At 56.4% G+C, this 15,940-nt stretch carries 15 protein-coding genes; 7 read left to right on the forward strand and 8 right to left on the reverse strand.

The features are described from left to right. Nucleotides 1-11: 11 nt before the first annotated feature. The 3 genes from gltB (at nucleotide 12) to hemE (ending at nucleotide 7,060) form a co-directional block, all read left to right on the forward strand. Nucleotides 12-4,460 (forward strand): glutamate synthase large subunit, encoded by a 4,449-nt coding sequence (gene gltB, locus ABNS66_RS13085; protein ID WP_286837809.1) that lies wholly within the window; start codon nucleotides 12-14, stop codon nucleotides 4,458-4,460. A gap of 28 nt (nucleotides 4,461-4,488) precedes the next feature. After that, nucleotides 4,489-5,907 (forward strand): FAD-dependent oxidoreductase, encoded by a 1,419-nt coding sequence (locus ABNS66_RS13090; protein WP_204996219.1) that lies wholly within the window; start codon nucleotides 4,489-4,491, stop codon nucleotides 5,905-5,907. An 88-nt stretch (nucleotides 5,908-5,995) separates the two neighbouring features. After that, the gene (gene hemE, locus ABNS66_RS13095) at nucleotides 5,996-7,060 is read left to right on the forward strand and encodes a uroporphyrinogen decarboxylase (RefSeq protein ID WP_204996220.1); all 1,065 of its coding nucleotides are present in this window, start codon (nucleotides 5,996-5,998) and stop codon (nucleotides 7,058-7,060) included. A gap of 56 nt (nucleotides 7,061-7,116) precedes the next feature. Here hemE and ABNS66_RS13100 read toward each other — a convergent pair whose 3' ends face one another. After that, nucleotides 7,117-7,671, reverse strand: a complete 555-nt coding sequence (locus tag ABNS66_RS13100) for an NAD/FAD-utilizing enzyme (RefSeq protein ID WP_204996221.1) — start codon at nucleotides 7,669-7,671, stop codon at nucleotides 7,117-7,119. Nucleotides 7,672-7,895: 224 nt separating this feature from the next. On the opposite strand from ABNS66_RS13100, the gene ABNS66_RS13105 reads away from it, so the two are divergent. Beyond that, complete coding sequence (locus ABNS66_RS13105) at nucleotides 7,896-8,459, forward strand: DUF1415 domain-containing protein (RefSeq protein ID WP_286693988.1); 564 nt, start codon at nucleotides 7,896-7,898, stop codon at nucleotides 8,457-8,459. 10 nt (nucleotides 8,460-8,469) lie between these two features. On the opposite strand, the gene ABNS66_RS13110 is transcribed toward ABNS66_RS13105, so the two are convergent. Together ABNS66_RS13110 and ABNS66_RS13115 are read right to left on the reverse strand one after the other, a co-directional pair. Further along, nucleotides 8,470-9,015 carry a DUF4136 domain-containing protein gene (locus tag ABNS66_RS13110; protein ID WP_286837812.1) on the reverse strand — a complete coding sequence of 182 codons (546 nt, stop codon included), beginning with the start codon at nucleotides 9,013-9,015 and terminating at the stop codon, nucleotides 8,470-8,472. Between the two features lie 88 nt (nucleotides 9,016-9,103). Beyond that, nucleotides 9,104-9,676, reverse strand: a complete 573-nt coding sequence (locus tag ABNS66_RS13115) for a DNA-3-methyladenine glycosylase I (RefSeq protein ID WP_286837814.1) — start codon at nucleotides 9,674-9,676, stop codon at nucleotides 9,104-9,106. Between the two features lie 103 nt (nucleotides 9,677-9,779). Between ABNS66_RS13115 and ABNS66_RS13120 the strand changes: the two genes are divergently transcribed. After that, nucleotides 9,780-10,571, forward strand: a complete 792-nt coding sequence (locus tag ABNS66_RS13120) for a M48 family metallopeptidase (protein WP_286837816.1) — start codon at nucleotides 9,780-9,782, stop codon at nucleotides 10,569-10,571. Nucleotides 10,572-10,614: 43 nt separating this feature from the next. Here ABNS66_RS13120 and cysE read toward each other — a convergent pair whose 3' ends face one another. Both cysE and ABNS66_RS13130 read right to left on the reverse strand, forming a co-directional pair. Further along, entirely contained in the window at nucleotides 10,615-11,433 is an 819-nt protein-coding gene (cysE, locus tag ABNS66_RS13125; RefSeq protein WP_239547747.1) for a serine O-acetyltransferase, read from the reverse strand. A 48-nt stretch (nucleotides 11,434-11,481) separates the two neighbouring features. Next, complete coding sequence (locus ABNS66_RS13130; RefSeq protein ID WP_286837818.1) at nucleotides 11,482-12,156, reverse strand: SAM-dependent methyltransferase; 675 nt, start codon at nucleotides 12,154-12,156, stop codon at nucleotides 11,482-11,484. Nucleotides 12,157-12,236: 80 nt separating this feature from the next. On the opposite strand from ABNS66_RS13130, the gene ABNS66_RS13135 reads away from it, so the two are divergent. Together ABNS66_RS13135 and ABNS66_RS13140 are read left to right on the forward strand one after the other, a co-directional pair. Further along, the gene (locus ABNS66_RS13135) at nucleotides 12,237-12,959 is read left to right on the forward strand and encodes an acyltransferase (protein WP_204996226.1); all 723 of its coding nucleotides are present in this window, start codon (nucleotides 12,237-12,239) and stop codon (nucleotides 12,957-12,959) included. A gap of 49 nt (nucleotides 12,960-13,008) precedes the next feature. Next, nucleotides 13,009-13,392 (forward strand): MAPEG family protein, encoded by a 384-nt coding sequence (locus ABNS66_RS13140; protein WP_286693993.1) that lies wholly within the window; start codon nucleotides 13,009-13,011, stop codon nucleotides 13,390-13,392. 47 nt (nucleotides 13,393-13,439) lie between these two features. On the opposite strand, the gene ABNS66_RS13145 is transcribed toward ABNS66_RS13140, so the two are convergent. Genes ABNS66_RS13145 through ABNS66_RS13155 form a run of 3 tightly spaced genes read right to left on the reverse strand, consistent with a single transcriptional unit; the run spans nucleotide 13,440 to nucleotide 15,897 of the window. Beyond that, nucleotides 13,440-13,829 (reverse strand): nuclear transport factor 2 family protein, encoded by a 390-nt coding sequence (locus tag ABNS66_RS13145; protein ID WP_286837822.1) that lies wholly within the window; start codon nucleotides 13,827-13,829, stop codon nucleotides 13,440-13,442. 37 nt (nucleotides 13,830-13,866) lie between these two features. Beyond that, nucleotides 13,867-14,769, reverse strand: a complete 903-nt coding sequence (locus tag ABNS66_RS13150) for a hypothetical protein (RefSeq protein ID WP_286837824.1) — start codon at nucleotides 14,767-14,769, stop codon at nucleotides 13,867-13,869. 33 nt (nucleotides 14,770-14,802) lie between these two features. Then, nucleotides 14,803-15,897: an MBL fold metallo-hydrolase gene (locus tag ABNS66_RS13155; protein ID WP_286837825.1), complete on the reverse strand. Its 1,095-nt coding sequence runs from the start codon at nucleotides 15,895-15,897 to the stop codon at nucleotides 14,803-14,805. Between the last annotated feature and the right edge of the window lie 43 nt (nucleotides 15,898-15,940).

A 15,940-nucleotide genomic window follows, 5' to 3' on the forward strand; every position in this document is an offset into this window, starting at 1 on the left:
AGAGTCGTTTTATGAGTACAGGCCTGTACAGACCTGAAGATGTGCGCGACAACTGTGGTTTTGGGCTAATTGCCCACATGCAGGGCACTGCTAGCCACGAATTGTTGAAGACTGCCATCGAATCACTGACCTGCATGACTCACCGCGGTGGTATCGCGGCAGATGGCAAAACCGGTGATGGCTGTGGTTTGCTGTTGAAGAAGCCGGACAGCTTTCTGCGCCAAGCGGCCCGCGACGCCTTTGGCGGCGAGCTGACCGAGTTATATGGTATCGGCCAGATCTTTTTAAGCCAGGACGAAGGCAAGGCAGCGGCTGCGCGCGCGACTCTTGAAAAGATTCTTGGTGAAAACGGCCTGCAGCAAGCGGGCTGGCGCCCTGTGCCGGTCGATGCATCGGTGTGTGGTGATATCGCCTTGGCAAGCCTGCCACGCATTGAGCAGCTGTTTATCAACGTTGAAGGCCTGACTGCCCAAGAGCTGACCACGCGCCTGTTTATTGTGCGTCGTCAAGTCGAAATGGCGCTCGCTGATGACAGTGAGTTTTACATTTGTAGCCTGTCCGCCGATGTCGTGTCATACAAAGGCTTGGTCATGCCGGTGGATTTGCCCCATTTCTACCTCGACCTTGCCAACCCCGAGTTGGAAACGGCGATTTGTGTTTTCCACCAACGCTTCTCTACCAACACCATGCCGCGCTGGCCCTTGGCTCAGCCATTCCGCATGCTGGCTCACAATGGTGAAATCAATACCGTTGAGGGCAACCGCAACTGGGCGGACGCGCGCACCAAGAATTTCAGCAGCCCCCGCATTCCCGATGTAGAGGCTCTGGCGCCGCTGGTGAATCGCACGGGCTCTGACTCGTCAAGCCTGGATAATATGCTTGAGCTGTTGGTGGCCGGTGGTATGGATCTGTTCCGTGCCGTTCGCATGCTGGTGCCACCTGCTTGGCAAAATATCGAACACATGGATGCCGACTTGAAGGCATTCTACGAATATAACTCCATGCACATGGAGCCCTGGGATGGCCCTGCGGGTTTGGTAATGACCGACGGCCGCTACGCGGTATGTATGTTGGACCGCAACGGTTTGCGTCCGTCACGCTGGGTCATCACCAAAAATGGTTTCATCACCGTTGCCTCGGAAATCGGCACCTACGGCTACCAGCCGGATGACGTTGTTGCCAAGGGGCGCGTTGGGCCAGGGCAGATTCTGGTTGTCGATACCGAGACCGGCGAAGTCCTGCACACGAAAGATGTCGATGAGCGGCTGAAAAGCGCCCACCCCTACAAACAGTGGTTGCGTGATAACGCGAATCGCCTGCAGGATCAGCTCGGCCAGGGCAATCGCCCGGCGTTGCCCGAAGCGGATCACTTGGAAAGCCTGCAAAAATATTTCCAGGTAAGCTTTGAAGAGCGCGAGCAAGTGCTGTCGCCTCTGGCAGATAGCGGCAACGAAGCCGTTGGTTCGATGGGTGATGACACGCCAATGGCTGTGCTGTCGCGCAGCGAGCGGTCGCTGTACGACTACTTCCGACAAAAATTCGCTCAAGTTACCAACCCGCCCATTGACCCACTTCGTGAGTCCATCGTGATGAGTCTGGAGACGTTGCTGGGCGCCGAGCAAAATGTCTTCGAGCAAACGGCCGATCACGCTGATCGTTTGATTCTAAGCAGCCCGGTTTTGTCGCCAGACAAGTTTGATCGATTGATGGCAGTAGATTCGCCACGTTATCCGCGGGTAACCATCGACCTTTGCTACGACCCTGCAGAGAAGAAACTGCAGCAAGCTGTTCGCGATGTGGCGGCGGCGGCAGAAGACGCCGTGCGCGGTGGCGATGTGATTCTTGTGTTGAGCGACCGCGCTGTGGAGCCCGGCCTGTTGACCGTGCACAGCTTGCTGGCCACCGGTGCGGTTCACCACCACTTGATCAAGCAAGGCCTTCGCTGTGATGCCAACCTGGTAATTGAAAGTGGTAGCGCTCGCGACTCTCACCAAATGGCCTGTCTGTTCGGTTTTGGCGCCACCGCCGTCTACCCTTATATGTCTTTTGCTGTACTGAGCGACATGCTGAGCAGCGGAGAAATTCTCGGTGACGAGCAAACAACCTACGAAAATTACGTTAAAGGCATTAACAAAGGCCTGCTGAAGATCATGTCGAAAATGGGGATTTCATCGATCTCCTCATACCGTGGTGCCCAGCTCTTTGAAGCCGTTGGCCTCGACGATGATGTGATCAATAGCTGCTTTAAAGGTGTGGCTAGCCGCATCGCCGGCGTTAACTTTGCTCAGCTTCAGCAAGATCAGGAAGCCCTGGCGACCATCGCCTGGCTGCCGCGCAAGCCAATCGATCAGGGTGGCTTGCTCAAGTACGTTCACGGCAAGGAATACCACGCCTTTAACCCAGACGTTGTGATGCGTCTGCAAGAAGCGGTTAAGAGTGGTAACTACGCTGACTGGAAAAAGTACGCAGAGCTGGTGAACACACGTCCGGTTGCTACCCTGCGCGACCTGTTGGATTTCAGCAGTGACGTCACCCCCATCCCGCTGGGGGAAGTTGAGCCCGCAGAGAAAATTCTCAGCCGCTTTGACTCCGCCGGTATGTCGCTGGGTGCATTGAGCCCTGAGGCTCATGAAGCACTAGCGGCGGCGATGAATCGCCTGGGTGCGCGTTCAAACTCCGGTGAAGGTGGTGAAGACCCTGCCCGCTTCGGTACCGAGCGCGTTTCAAAAATTAAGCAGATCGCATCGGGCCGCTTTGGTGTTACGCCTCACTACCTGGTGAATGCCGAAGTACTGCAAATTAAAGTCGCCCAGGGCGCCAAGCCCGGTGAAGGTGGTCAGCTGCCGGGTGGCAAGGTCAATGCCTTGATCGCGCGCTTGCGCCATTCAGTACCGGGTGTAACGCTGATTTCACCGCCGCCTCACCACGATATTTACTCTATCGAGGATTTGGCTCAGCTGATTTTCGACCTCAAGCAGGTGAACCCGCAGGCGCTGGTGTCGGTGAAGCTGGTATCTGAGCCCGGTGTGGGCACCATCGCCGCTGGTGTGGCGAAGGCCTATGCCGACTTGATCACTATTTCCGGTTACGACGGTGGTACGGCGGCGAGCCCGATTACGTCCATCCGTTATGCTGGCTCACCTTGGGAGCTCGGTCTGGCAGAAGCCCAGCAAACGCTGCGTGGCAATGGCCTGCGCGGTAAAGTGCGGGTGCAAACCGACGGTGGCCTGAAGACCGGCCTGGATGTCGTGAAAGCGGCTATCCTCGGCGCAGAGAGTTTCGGCTTTGGTACCACGCCGATGGTAGCTCTGGGCTGTAAATACCTGCGCATCTGTCACTTGAATAACTGTGCTACCGGGGTTGCGACTCAGGACGAACGCCTGCGTGACGACCACTTTATCGGCACTGTTGAAATGGTGATGAACTTCTTCAAGTTCGTCGCAGAAGAAACACGTGAGTGGATGGCGCAGATTGGCGTACGCAGCATGGATGAGCTGATCGGCCGCACCGACTTGCTGGTTCAAAAAGCAGGCGAGACGGAAAAGCAGGGACTGTTGGACCTGTCGCCCGTTCTTCACAAAGATGCCGATGCTGAAGGTCAGCCAGAGTTTTGCCAGGTTGCCCTCAACGAGCCCTTCGATAAAGGCGAAAAAGCCGAAGCAATGGTGGCGGCTGTATTGTCGGCCATCGAAGCAAAATCGGGCGGCGAGTATAGCTTTCACGTCAATAACTGTGACCGTTCAATTGGTGCGCGGATATCCGGTGAAATTGCCAAGCGTCACGGCAATCTGGATATGGAAGATGCGCCGATTGTGTTGCGCTTGGAAGGTACTGCCGGCCAGAGCTTTGGTGTGTGGAACGCGGGCGGCCTGCATATGTACCTCGAAGGCGATGCCAACGACTACGTGGGTAAAGGTATGGCGGGCGGTAAGCTGGTGATATATCCCCCGCGTGGCAGTGCCTTTGCCAGCCAGGAAACCTCTATTATCGGCAACACCTGCCTTTACGGCGCGACCGGCGGTAAGTTGTTTGCGGCAGGTACGGCGGGTGAGCGTTTCGCAGTCCGCAACTCCGGGTCTCATGCCGTGATTGAGGGTGCCGGTGACCACTGCTGTGAATACATGACCGGTGGCAACGTCACCGTGTTGGGCAACACCGGGGTGAACTTTGGTGCGGGTATGACGGGCGGTTTCGCCTACGTACTCGACGAAGAGAACACCTTCGTAGATCGCTATAACAGTGAACTGGTGGAGATCTGCCGGATCACCTCTGAGTCACTGGAAGCTTACCGCGCTCATTTGCGCGGCAATATCGAAGAGTTTGTTGAGGAAACAGGCAGTGCCTGGGGGCAGCATATTCTCGATAATTTCGACGACTACATCGGCAAGTTCTGGATGATCAAGCCAAAAGCAGCAAGCCTCAGCCGCCTGCTGGAAACCACCAGACGGCGTCCGGAATAAGTAGCCGCGTAGCGAAGAGGTAGAAGATATGGCTGAACGTTTGCAGAATACATTTCAGTTTCTTGATGTGGGTCGCCAAGACCCCAGCAAGAAAGATATGGTGCAGCGCCGCGAGGCTTTTGTAGAAATTTACGAGCCTTACAAAGAAGAGGAAGTTCAGCATCAGGCGCACCGCTGCCTGGGCTGCGGCAACCCCTACTGTGAGTGGAAGTGCCCGGTACATAACTTTATTCCCAACTGGTTAAAGTTGGTGAGTGAGGGCAATTTGTTTGAGGCGGCAGAATTAAGCCATCAGACAAACAGCTTGCCGGAAGTGTGTGGGCGTGTGTGTCCGCAAGACCGCCTGTGCGAGGGTGCCTGTACCCTGAACGACGGCTTCGGCGCGGTAACCATCGGCTCAACGGAAAAATACATTACCGACACTGCGTTGGAGCTGGGCTGGCGCCCGGACATGTCCAAGCGTGTATGGACCGACAAAAAAGTTGCCGTCATTGGTGCGGGGCCTGCGGGCATTGGTTGTGCCGACGTTCTGGTGCGTGCCGGCGTGAAGCCTGTAGTGTTTGATCGCTACCCTGAGATCGGCGGCTTGCTGACCTTTGGTATTCCCGAGTTCAAGCTCGAAAAGTCCGTGGTGCAGCGTCGTCGTCGCGTGCTGGAAGAAATGGGCGTGGAGTTCCGCCTGAATACCGACATCGGCACCGACATCACCATGGAGCAACTGCTGGCCGATTACGATGCCGTGTTCATGGGAATGGGTACCTATAAGTACATGAAGGGCGGTTTCCCGGGCGAAGACCTCGACGGCGTGTACGACGCACTGCCGTTCTTGGTGTCTAACGTCAATCGCAACATGGGTTGGGAAAAGGATGCCGGCGACTTCATTAGCGTCAATGGTAAGCGCGTGGTTGTGCTTGGTGGCGGTGATACCGCAATGGACTGTAACCGCACGTCGATCCGCCAAGGTGCGCAAAGCGTAACCTGTGCCTACCGCCGCGACGAAGAAAACATGCCCGGCTCGCGTCGCGAGGTGCAAAATGCGCGTGAAGAGGGCGTGGAGTTCTTGTTCAATCGCCAACCTGTTGCCATTGTTGGCAACGGCAAAGTTGAAGGCGTAAAAGTGGTAACCACTCAGCTTGGTGAGCCCGATGAGAATGGCCGCCGCCGCCCGGAAGCGATTCCCGGTAGTGAAGAAATTATCCCTGCCGATGTGGTCTTGGTTGCCTTTGGTTTCCAGCCGAACCCGCCAGAGTGGTTAAAGGATCAGCAGGTTGAGCTGGAGTCCTGGGGCGGCGTTAAGGCGCCCGAGCAACAATTGTTTAAATTCCAGACCACAAACCCCAAAGTGTTTGCTGGGGGTGATATGGTACGCGGTTCCGATTTGGTGGTAACTGCAGTCTGGGAAGGTCGTCAAGCTGCAGAAGGTATTCTCGACTACCTGAAAGTATAGCCAACGACGGACGCCGAGCCCGGTTGTAGCAGCATTGCTGTGCCGACCGTGCTCGGCGTCGTCGTGTTTGAAGCAAGGTGATGGTGCCATGAGTGAATTGAAAAACGATACGTTTTTACGGGCGTTAATGCGCCAGCCGGTGGATTACACGCCGGTATGGATGATGCGTCAGGCTGGCAGGTATTTGCCTGAGTATCGGGCGACACGCGGTAAAGCGGGCGATTTTCTGTCGCTTTGCAAAAACACAGAGCTGGCTTGTGAAGTGACCCTACAGCCGCTGGAGCGCTACCCGCTCGATGCCGCTATCCTGTTCTCGGATATATTGACGATTCCCGACGCCATGGGCCTGGGACTGTATTTTGAAACCGGAGAGGGGCCGCGCTTTCGCAAAACGGTGCGCAGCATGGCTGACGTAGAGGCGCTGCCGGTTGTCGATGGTGAAAACGACCTGACCTATGTCTGTGACGCCGTGCGAGCGATTCGCAGCGCCCTCAATGGTCGCGTGCCGCTTATCGGCTTTTCTGGCAGCCCGTGGACACTGGCCACCTATATGGTAGAAGGCGGCGGCTCGAAAGACCACGGGCGCTGCAAGGCGCTGGCGTTCGATGAGCCGGAAACCATGCACGCCCTTCTGGACAAGCTGGCGCAGAGCGTTACCGCTTATTTGAATGACCAGATTCGCGCCGGTGCGCAAGCGGTGCAGATATTTGATACCTGGGGCGGTGCGTTGGGGCACCGCGCCTACCAAGAGTTTAGCCTGCGCTATATGAAGCAGATCGTCGATGGCTTGATCAAAGAGCACGACGGCCGTGCCGTACCCGCAATTCTGTTCACGAAAAATGGTGGCCAGTGGCTGGAGAGCATGGCCGATACCGGCGCTAATGCACTGGGCCTGGACTGGACGACGGATATTGGCGCGGCGCGCAAACGGGTTGGCGACAAAGTGGCGCTGCAGGGCAATATGGACCCCGCTATGCTGCGCGCCTCACCCAAGCGGATTCGTGAAGAAGTGGCGACCATTCTCGCCGAGTATGGCAGTGGTGTGGGTCATGTTTTCAACCTGGGCCACGGTATCACGCCGGAGGTCGACCCCGAGCATGCGGGGGCCTTTATCAACGCGGTGAGAGAGTTGTCGCCGGAATACCACCGCTAAACAACGCATAAAAAACCACGCTAAGCGTGGTTTTTTTATGGCTGTCTTGTGCCGGCTCAGGGCATAACCTCAACAAAGTGCCGCCAGCGGTTCTGCAAGCCGATTACCCACGCCGGAGCGCCTTCCCCGGTGCCGGAGAATTCCAGCTCGGGGTAGTGTGCGGTCACGCGGTTCAGGGCGCTTTGCTCACGACTGCCCGCATCGATCATTAGCAGGTGTCGCCCGCTACTCAGTGCTTGTTCAAAGCGCTTGAAGTCGTGGTGAGGCTCCTGAATACCGAATAAGCCGCCTTCCCAGGTGAAAAAGCCCAGAACCACGATTGCCAGAAAAACAAAGGGTGTCCAGCCGGCAATCTGCGTCACGCCAGAATAGTGAGCGCTCGCTAACACTAGGGCGAAGCCACCTAGGCCGATGAGTGCTCCGCGCTGCATGGCAAACACAACATCTTTGCGCAGTACCGCCTCCACCTCGTTGAGTTTACGCTGGGCGACACCACTATCATCGTGGCTGAGTACATGAATTTGAGGACGGGACAGGCCGTTCTCTTCCAGATCGTGTTCAATGGCGGCTAACTTGTCGAGATTGTCCGCCAGAAAGAAATATCTTTTCATTGACTGCTCCCAATCTTATTCGCGGCGAGAACGCCGAATGTGTTAAACCGCTGACACCTCGCTTGTGCTCAATGTAAGTGTAGCAGTACCTACATTACGCGCTTGGCGCGCAGCTGGCTCTGCTTATGGCGAATCCGTCTAGCGCGGGTTGGCCAAATTTCGATCAGTTATATTACGACGGGCTGGAAGGTATACTGGCGGCCTGAACAATTGGAGAAAAGAACATGTCGGACGTCGCGGCGGGTAAGGCGCAAATAGTGGCTGAAGTGAGTGATTGGCTGGACTCAGTAGTGATTGCTCAGCAGTTGTGCCCCTTTGCGGCGAGGCCCAGGCAGCAGGGAAGCATTCGCATTGCTGTTGCCGATGAGCAAGATCCGCAGGCGCTGCTCGAACGGTGTTATGCAGAGCTGATGAAATTGGCCGACACCGACCCCGGCACACTGGAAACCAGCCTGCTGGTGGTGCCAGCACTGCAAGAGAGTTTTGACGATTACTGGGAGTTTGTTGGTATTGTTGAAGACCTGCTGGAGAGCAGCCCTTGGCGCGGGCAGTTTCAAGTGGCCAGTTTTCACCCCGAGTACTGTTTCGAGGGTTGCGAGGCAAGCGATCCGGCAAATTACAGCAACCGGGCGCCGTGGCCAATTCTCCACCTCTTGCGCGAGGACAGCGTAGCCGCGGCGGTGGCCAGTCACCCTGACATCCACGGCATCCCCGAGCGCAATATGACTTTGCTACGGGAAATGTCAGCAGAGGCGCTGGCAGGCTTGTTTCCCTGGCGCAATCGCTAGCGCCGCAGCGTTAGCGCGGCGGAAATTGCGACCAAATTTCGCCAACGGCACTGTCTATTCGAGCTTGGTTAACCTTGGGGTCCTGGTCGTCCAGTTCAATGACCAGTGAACCGCGCCAGCTCAATGCTTTGCTGGACCCGTCCAGTAAGTCGATAAGAATTTGCACATTGCGATTGACTTTGTCCTTGCCGAGCGGCACGCCGACAGAGGTGCTAAGGCCGAAATTTCCGGAGAAACTGCCCAGTCCAATCCCCAGCCGCGGGCTGCGGTCAATGGTGTTGGCCGCCTGGGCAATGTAGTAGCGCACCAGGAAATCTGCGCCGTCAGGACGCAGCTTATACAGGCCGGCATCCAGTCGGGTTTTCAGCGCGCTTTTGACTTGTTCGGCGATAAACGGTGAGACACTTTTGTCGGCGCCGCTGTCTTCAGACCAGCTGTACTGCTGATAGCTAGCGAAGTTCGCGCGAGGATTGTAGTCGGTGCGTACATCCGTGCTGCTGCAGGCACTGACTAGCAAGGCAGTGAGCAGGCTGAGTGCAATTCGTGTGGTTGTCATGTGGAAGCCCCTTGTCGCGCTGTGCCGCGCCTAAATAGAGTATACGGTAATTAGTCCACGCTGGAGGCCATTAGTGCCCGAGCCAGCATCAGGCCAGGGCGGCACATTGTTGGTGAGCCGGGCAGGTGACTATATGGTCATTAACCAAGCCCATCGCCTGTAAATAGGCGTAACAGATCGTGCTGCCAAAAAAGCGGAAGCCGCGCTTCTTCATATCTTTGCTAATGCTATCTGAAAGCGGCGTAGTGGCCGGGACATCGGCCAGGCTTTGCCATTGATTTTGAATCGGTCTGTGCTCTACAAAGCCCCACAGGTAGTGGGCGAAACTGCCATATTCCTGCTGCACTTCAATGAAGCGCTGGGCGTTATTGATCGCGCTTTCTATCTTCATGCGGTTTCTGATAATCGAAGGGTCGGCCATTAAGCGTTCAATATCGGCCTGCGTAAATGCCGCCACATGCGGCGCGGAGAAATTGGCGAACAGCCTGCGATAGCCTTCGCGCTTGCGCAGTATCGTTAGCCAGTTGAGTCCGGCTTGAGCGGACTCGAGAATCAAAAACTCGAATAATTTGTTGTCGTCTCTGCAGGGCCTTCCCCACTCGTCGTCATGGTAGTGTCGATATTGCTCGTCACTGCCACACCAGTCACACACTTCGCTCACGGGGCGTCCTCAGTTAAGGTGATTGCCAGCCAGGCTGGAGCCTGTGCCATAATGTACAACGTATCAAACGTACTCATAGATTGCCGCTTTTTGGAGAGAAGGAATGAAAACAATACGGATTGTCGCCCTTGCTGCCGCCGTACTTACCCTGCTTGCCTGCGTTGAGTCTCCGACTGGGCGGCGACAAATAATGTTGTTTTCTAATGGCGAAATGTCGCAGATGGGTGTCGCGGCCTTCGATGAAATGAAGCAGAAGATGACGGTCAATCGCGATGGCAAGGTCAACGGCTACGTCACCTGTGTTGCCGATGCAATCACGGCGCGTTTACCTGCACAGTGGCGCGGCAGTTGGGAGGTGGCGGTGTTTGAGGAAAAGTCTGCCAATGCCTTTGCGCTGCCCGGTAAGAAAATTGGCGTGCATACCGGCATCTTTAGTGTCGCGAAAAATGCCGACCAGCTGGCAACCGTGCTCGGACATGAAGTTGCCCACGTCTTGGCTCACCACAGTGCAGAGAGAATGTCGTTGCAAAGCGTTACCGGCACTGGTGCTCAGCTGCTGGCGGTGTTGCTGGGCGACAGCCCACAGAAAGCCACGGTGATGGGTATGCTGGGGCTCGGTGCGCAATATGGCTTGGTGCTGCCCTACGGCCGCGCCCAGGAGTCTGAAGCTGATGTATTGGGGGTAGACCTGATGGCGCGAGCGGGCTTTAACCCGGCAGCCAGTATCGATTTATGGAAAAACATGAGCGCCGCCGGCAATGGCCAGCCGCCCGAGTTTATGTCGACCCACCCCTCTCACCAAACCCGGATTAACGACTTGCAACGCCAACAGAAAAAAGCGGCGCCGCTGTACCAGCAGGCGCGCGCTCAGGGCATTCGCCCTAATTGTGGTTGAGCAGCCATTGTCGCAGCAGACTATATGTTTTCGCGTACAAGCCTTAATCGTCGCAGCAGGCGCTGTGATTCATGGATAAGGCCGGTGCCTCGGTATCGGGTTTGCCAATCACCTTGGCGGGCACGCCAGCGACGAGGCTGTGCGGCGGTACGGCTTTTAACACCACGCTGCCGGCCGCTACATGGGAGCCTTCGCCAATGCGAATATTGCCGAGGATTTTTGCTCCCGCGCTGATCAACACGCCGTCTGCCACTTTGGGGTGGCGGTCGCCATGTTCCTTGCCCGTTCCTCCCAGTGTCACCGACTGCATAAGTGAAACATTGTTGCCGACAACGGCGGTCTCGCCGATCACGATACCGGTGGCGTGATCCATCAATACCCCGTGTCCCACTTTTGCGGCAGGGTGAATATCGACACCGAACTCACAGCTTATGCGGTTCTGAAAAAACAGCGCCAATGAGCTGCGGCCCTGGCGCCACAGCCAGTGGGCAACGCGGTAGGACTGTAGAGCGTGATAACCCTTAAAATACAGGAAGGGCACTGACAACAAGCTGCAGGCTGAATCGCGCTCCAGCACGGCGCACAGGTCGGCGCGCAATGCTTTGCGAATGCAGGGCTCAGCGGCAAATGCCTGATCGATCACTTCTCGGACCAACAGGCTCGACGCAGCGGGGCTGTCCAGCATATGTGCCAAGTGATAGCTCAGGGCATCTTCAAGGCGGTCGTGGTTGAGTATGGTGGCGTGCAGGAAACTGGCGAGCACAGGCTCGCGTTCAACTTCTGCGGCGGTTTCCTCTCGGATACTTTGCCAAACCTTGTCGTCGTGGGCGGAGCTGCTCATGGTGTTGTCATCTGTATTCATCGCTCGCCGAGTATAACGCCTACGTCTGCATTCAGCATTGTTTTGCGCTTAATTGGCGCTGGTGCATCGCCACAGCGTTTGGCCAGCGAGCTGGTATTTCCTTTCAAAAGGCGTGAGCGGGTGTTCAGCAACAAAGGTGCCGAGTTCTGCGGTTCTACCCGCTATTTTCAGCGCGTGGGCAAACTCTTGTACGTATACCGGCCAGTTGCTGCGCAGCTCAATTTGTCCACCCAGGGTTAACAGACTGGGAAATAAGGGCGAGCCATGCACCCGGTAACTAAGCTGCCCGGGCTTGGGCCAGGGGTTGGGATACAACAAATAGTGGGCGTCGGCCTGCCAACCGGCCTCGCAGGCCAGCCGCCAGAAGTCGTCCACATCCGCGCGCACTAACAGGTAGTTGTCTCTGGCGTGATGGCAGTGCGAGTTATGCTTGTCGAGACGGGCTGCGGATTTATCGATACCGATAACGGCGCAATCAGGATAGCGCTCAGCCAGTCGCCAGGTACTTTCACCGACACCGCAGAACGAATCGATAATAAGAGGACTGCACTGTTGTTGCAGCCACGTATTCGCTTCGTCAAACGCCTGCTGATTGTGCTTTGCATAGGGCTTTAAAAAGGCGTGGTGAAGGTGTTTGTGCACCACCTCTTCCAAGCGCTCGTGAATGGCGGTCTGGCTGCTTTCGATGCGCCGTGACTGCCGGCCATCGCTGGTTTTTTTCATGAATTGGTAACCTTGTTGGAATTGCTACCCTCATCAAGCCCTGCGACACTGTGCGGCAATAACAACAGTGCGAGTTCGCTATGCGTCAGGATCGGCGCCCCTACTGGGTGAAGAAAAATTATCTGCGTTTCAGGCATTGGTACACCCTGCATTTTCTGCGGCCCGCCTGTGACGCGTTGGGTGATTATCCCACGTTTATGAAACCCTGGTATATCTCCATATCCGGGCCCAACGTTTCCATTGGCCGCTGCGCCACCGTGATCGCAGAGCCAGAAGCGCGAGTGAAGATCGGCGTGTGGGGGCGCGAACCCGACAAGGGGCGCATCAGCATTGGCGACTATGTATTAATCAGCCCCGGCGGGCGGATCTCCGCCAGTGATGAAATCGTGATCGGCGACAGCGTGATGATGGCGAATGGCGTCTACATTACCGACAGCGATTGGCACGACATCTACGACCGCACTGCGCGCAGTGAGGAGGTCAAGCCGGTGCATATTGGCAACAATGTGTGGCTGGGTGACCACAGCACCGTTCTAAAGGGCGTGACGATTGGTGATAACAGCGTGGTTGCCGCCGGGGCGGTGGTTACTCGCGACGTGCCGGCCAATGTGGTGGTGGCGGGGAATCCTGCCAAAGTGGTCAAGCAGCTCGATCCCGAGCGCCCGATGAAAACCCGTGCCGATTACTTTGCCGATCCACAGGGGCTGCAAAAATTCTTTGATGGCGTGGACAAAATGGTGCTCGGTAAAAACGGCACCTTGAATTGGCTGCGCTGTTTACTGAAGCCGGGGCCCAATGATTAGGGCACCTCAATAACGATAAATCACTTAATCAATCGCTAAGGGGAAAACAATGACAATAGCACTATGGTGTGTACTGATTGCGGGAATGATGTCACCGCTGACCGGCCTGCTGGCCAAAGGGGGCAAGGTTGGTGGCAAGTCCTACGACAACAATCACCCGCGCCAGTGGTTAGCGCAACTGGAAGGGCGCCCCGCGCGAGCCGTTGCGGCAATGAACAACAGCTTTGAGAGTTTTCCGCTGTTTGCGGCGGCGGTGATCATTGCGCACTTTTCCAATGCGCCTGCGGATACCCTGAATTTACTGGCCATGGCCTATGTGGCGATTCGTGTGCTTTACACCGCTTGTTATTTGCTTAACTGGGGTGCCCTGCGCAGCTTGGTATGGTTTGCCGGTGCCGGCGTCGTCATCACCATGTTCTGCATTATCCCCTAACGGGCCGAGGCGCTGGGGCCTTGCTGCCAGCGCCTGTTAATCGCAGTTTACGAAGCTAGCGCCTCCAGCATCTCTGCCATTTTTTGGTGTATCAAATTAATCGCTTTGAGTGGTCGCAGCATCACTTTAAAGTCAGTGATTTTTCCCTCTGCATTCCAGCGAATCATATCCACACCGTTGACCTGAACGCCGTCGATGACGACCGCGAATTCCAGCACCGCGTCATTGGCTCCCTCGACCTCGCGTACGTAGTGAAAACTGTCATTAACTAACACTTGAAACGCCGCGGATAAATACAGTGCCGTCATGTCTTTGCCGCGCTGCGGGGTGTGGACGATGGGTGAGTGAAATACTGCGTCATCGGCGAGTAAATTTTCCAAGCCGGTTGTATCGCGGCGGCTTAGCAGTTGGTGCCAACTTTTTATTGTGGGGTGCATAGGCAGAGGTCCTTTTACTGTGCGAGCCCTGCGGGGCTCAATGCGATGTAGGCTGAAAGCTTAGCAGCTTTGTCGGAAGGCCTTCGCTACCCAGTAATATTGTGTTGCCATCGCGGCTGATGGCGACCGATTCCGCTTGCCGCAATGGCGGTGCCCCCAGTGCTTGGGGAGACGTGTTCAACACACTTAGCCAGCTTTGCTGGCCCTGCCGCACAAAATAGTAACTCTCTCCGAGGGTACTGATTACCGCCGCGCTACCATCGGCGGCGAAATCCAGGCCGGTGGGGGAGTGCTGGGTAATGCCGCCCTTTCTTTGCGGGGTGTGTGACCCAGTGGTGGGTAGGCTTTTGATCTCGCCCAGTGCGCTGAGTAACACGGGTTCGTCGGGCAGGCTGTCCAGCGAAAAACGGTACAGTTTCGGGTGGCGCTCTCTCTTACTCAGCAGGTAGACCATACGTTGCTCAGGGTCCACGGCAAGCCCTTCCACATCGCGGGGGCCGCCATCGAAAACCAGGGTATAGCGCCGCAGCAGGGTTAGTGATGGTGCCTGTGGGGCCCCGCCCTCTCTCAGCAGGTAAATGTCGATCATCGGTCGAATCGCCAGGTTATCTCCGATGTCTCCAACGAGAAGATAGTGGGCGTCGCCCTCACTAAAGCTCGCCATGTCTTCCCAGTCGGCGGCGTTGGCACCGCGCACGCTCACCGACTTCAGCTTGTCCTCGCCGGGCTTAATCAGATACAAGGTGGGGCGGTCGCCGCTGTCATTGTGGGCCCAATAGTAACCGGGGTGGGCGCCGCTCGCCGCGAGCCCGCTCAACTCTGACAAGGGGCGCTGATTCAGCGTGTATTCTTGAGTTTGCCAGTGGCGTTCGGTTGCACTGCTGGAAAGTGTTGCCAGCAAGAGTGGCAGGGTCAGTAAAACCGGCAGGAAACGAGACATAGAATGCCCTGGGTAAAAGTGTCAGTGTGCCGATTATGGATGAATAATTTGTGACGGCATAAGCTGTCGAGTTTCGCCAATTTGCATGGTGTCGAAGCTGCTGGGTGGCAAACCAGCGTCTGCAACCGCCCTGCGCAAATCGTGCTGCGGCGCATCGATATCTTCTGCCGACAGCTGAAACGTCGCCCAATGTATACCGATACTCTGTGCTGCACCAATATCTCGATGTATCTGCACTGCCTCAGCGGGGTCGACGTGTTGTTCCTTCAGGAAGCTTCTTGGCTTATAGGCGCCGATGGGAATCAGGGCCAAGTCGATACCGGGGAAGAGCTCGCCAATGCTTTTGAATTGCTCGGTGTTGTACCCGGTGTCGCCGCCAAACCACAGCTGCACATCGTCTATGCGCAGATGCCAGGAGGCCCACAGCGACTTGAAGCGATCGGTTATGCCCCTGCCAGACCAGTGTTGCGACGGTGTGGCGGTGGCGGTGAGGGAGTCAAGTTGGAAGGCTTGCCACCAGTCGCGCTCGACGATTCTTGTCGCGGCGATGCCAAAGTCTTGCAGGGTGTCACCGAGTTTCAGCGGCACCAGATACACCGGTTGATTGCCCAGTGCGCGAATGCTGCGCTCATCTAAATGGTCGTAGTGATCGTGAGAGATAAGCACCACATCAATCGGTGGCAACTGGGATGGGCCAATGGGCTGGGCAACCAAACGCTCCGGGCCGAGCCATTGTACCGGCGACGCGCGCCGAGAAAAAATGGGGTCGGTTAGAATGGCTAATCCCCGGTATTGCAGCAGAAAGCTGGAGTGCCCCAGCCACGTTACTTGCAGGGGAGCTGATGGGGAAATATGAAGATCGGCGACCTCAGTGACAACGCGAATGCGCTGGCGTTGAGAGGCTTGGTCGGCAATGGTTAAGTCAGAGAAAAAGCGCAGCCGGAGTAATTCCCAGAGGCTCTTGTTGAAAGTTGGCCAGTGAGGATTGCGGAACTCGCTCTCGCCATGATGAGCCGGCTTTGCCGTCTCGGCATGCAGGGGGGTTACGATGGCCAGTGTCAGGCTGATAAGTAGCAAAACAGCGCAGCACTGATGGCGCCCCGCTGTGTGGTTTTGTATGAGCATCATGCTTCCCCCTTCCTGCGCAGTATACGCAGGAAGGGGGGCGAGG

This window comes from uncultured Spongiibacter sp., from assembly GCF_964011655.1.
Classification (GTDB): Bacteria; Pseudomonadota; Gammaproteobacteria; order Pseudomonadales; family Spongiibacteraceae; genus Spongiibacter; species Spongiibacter marinus.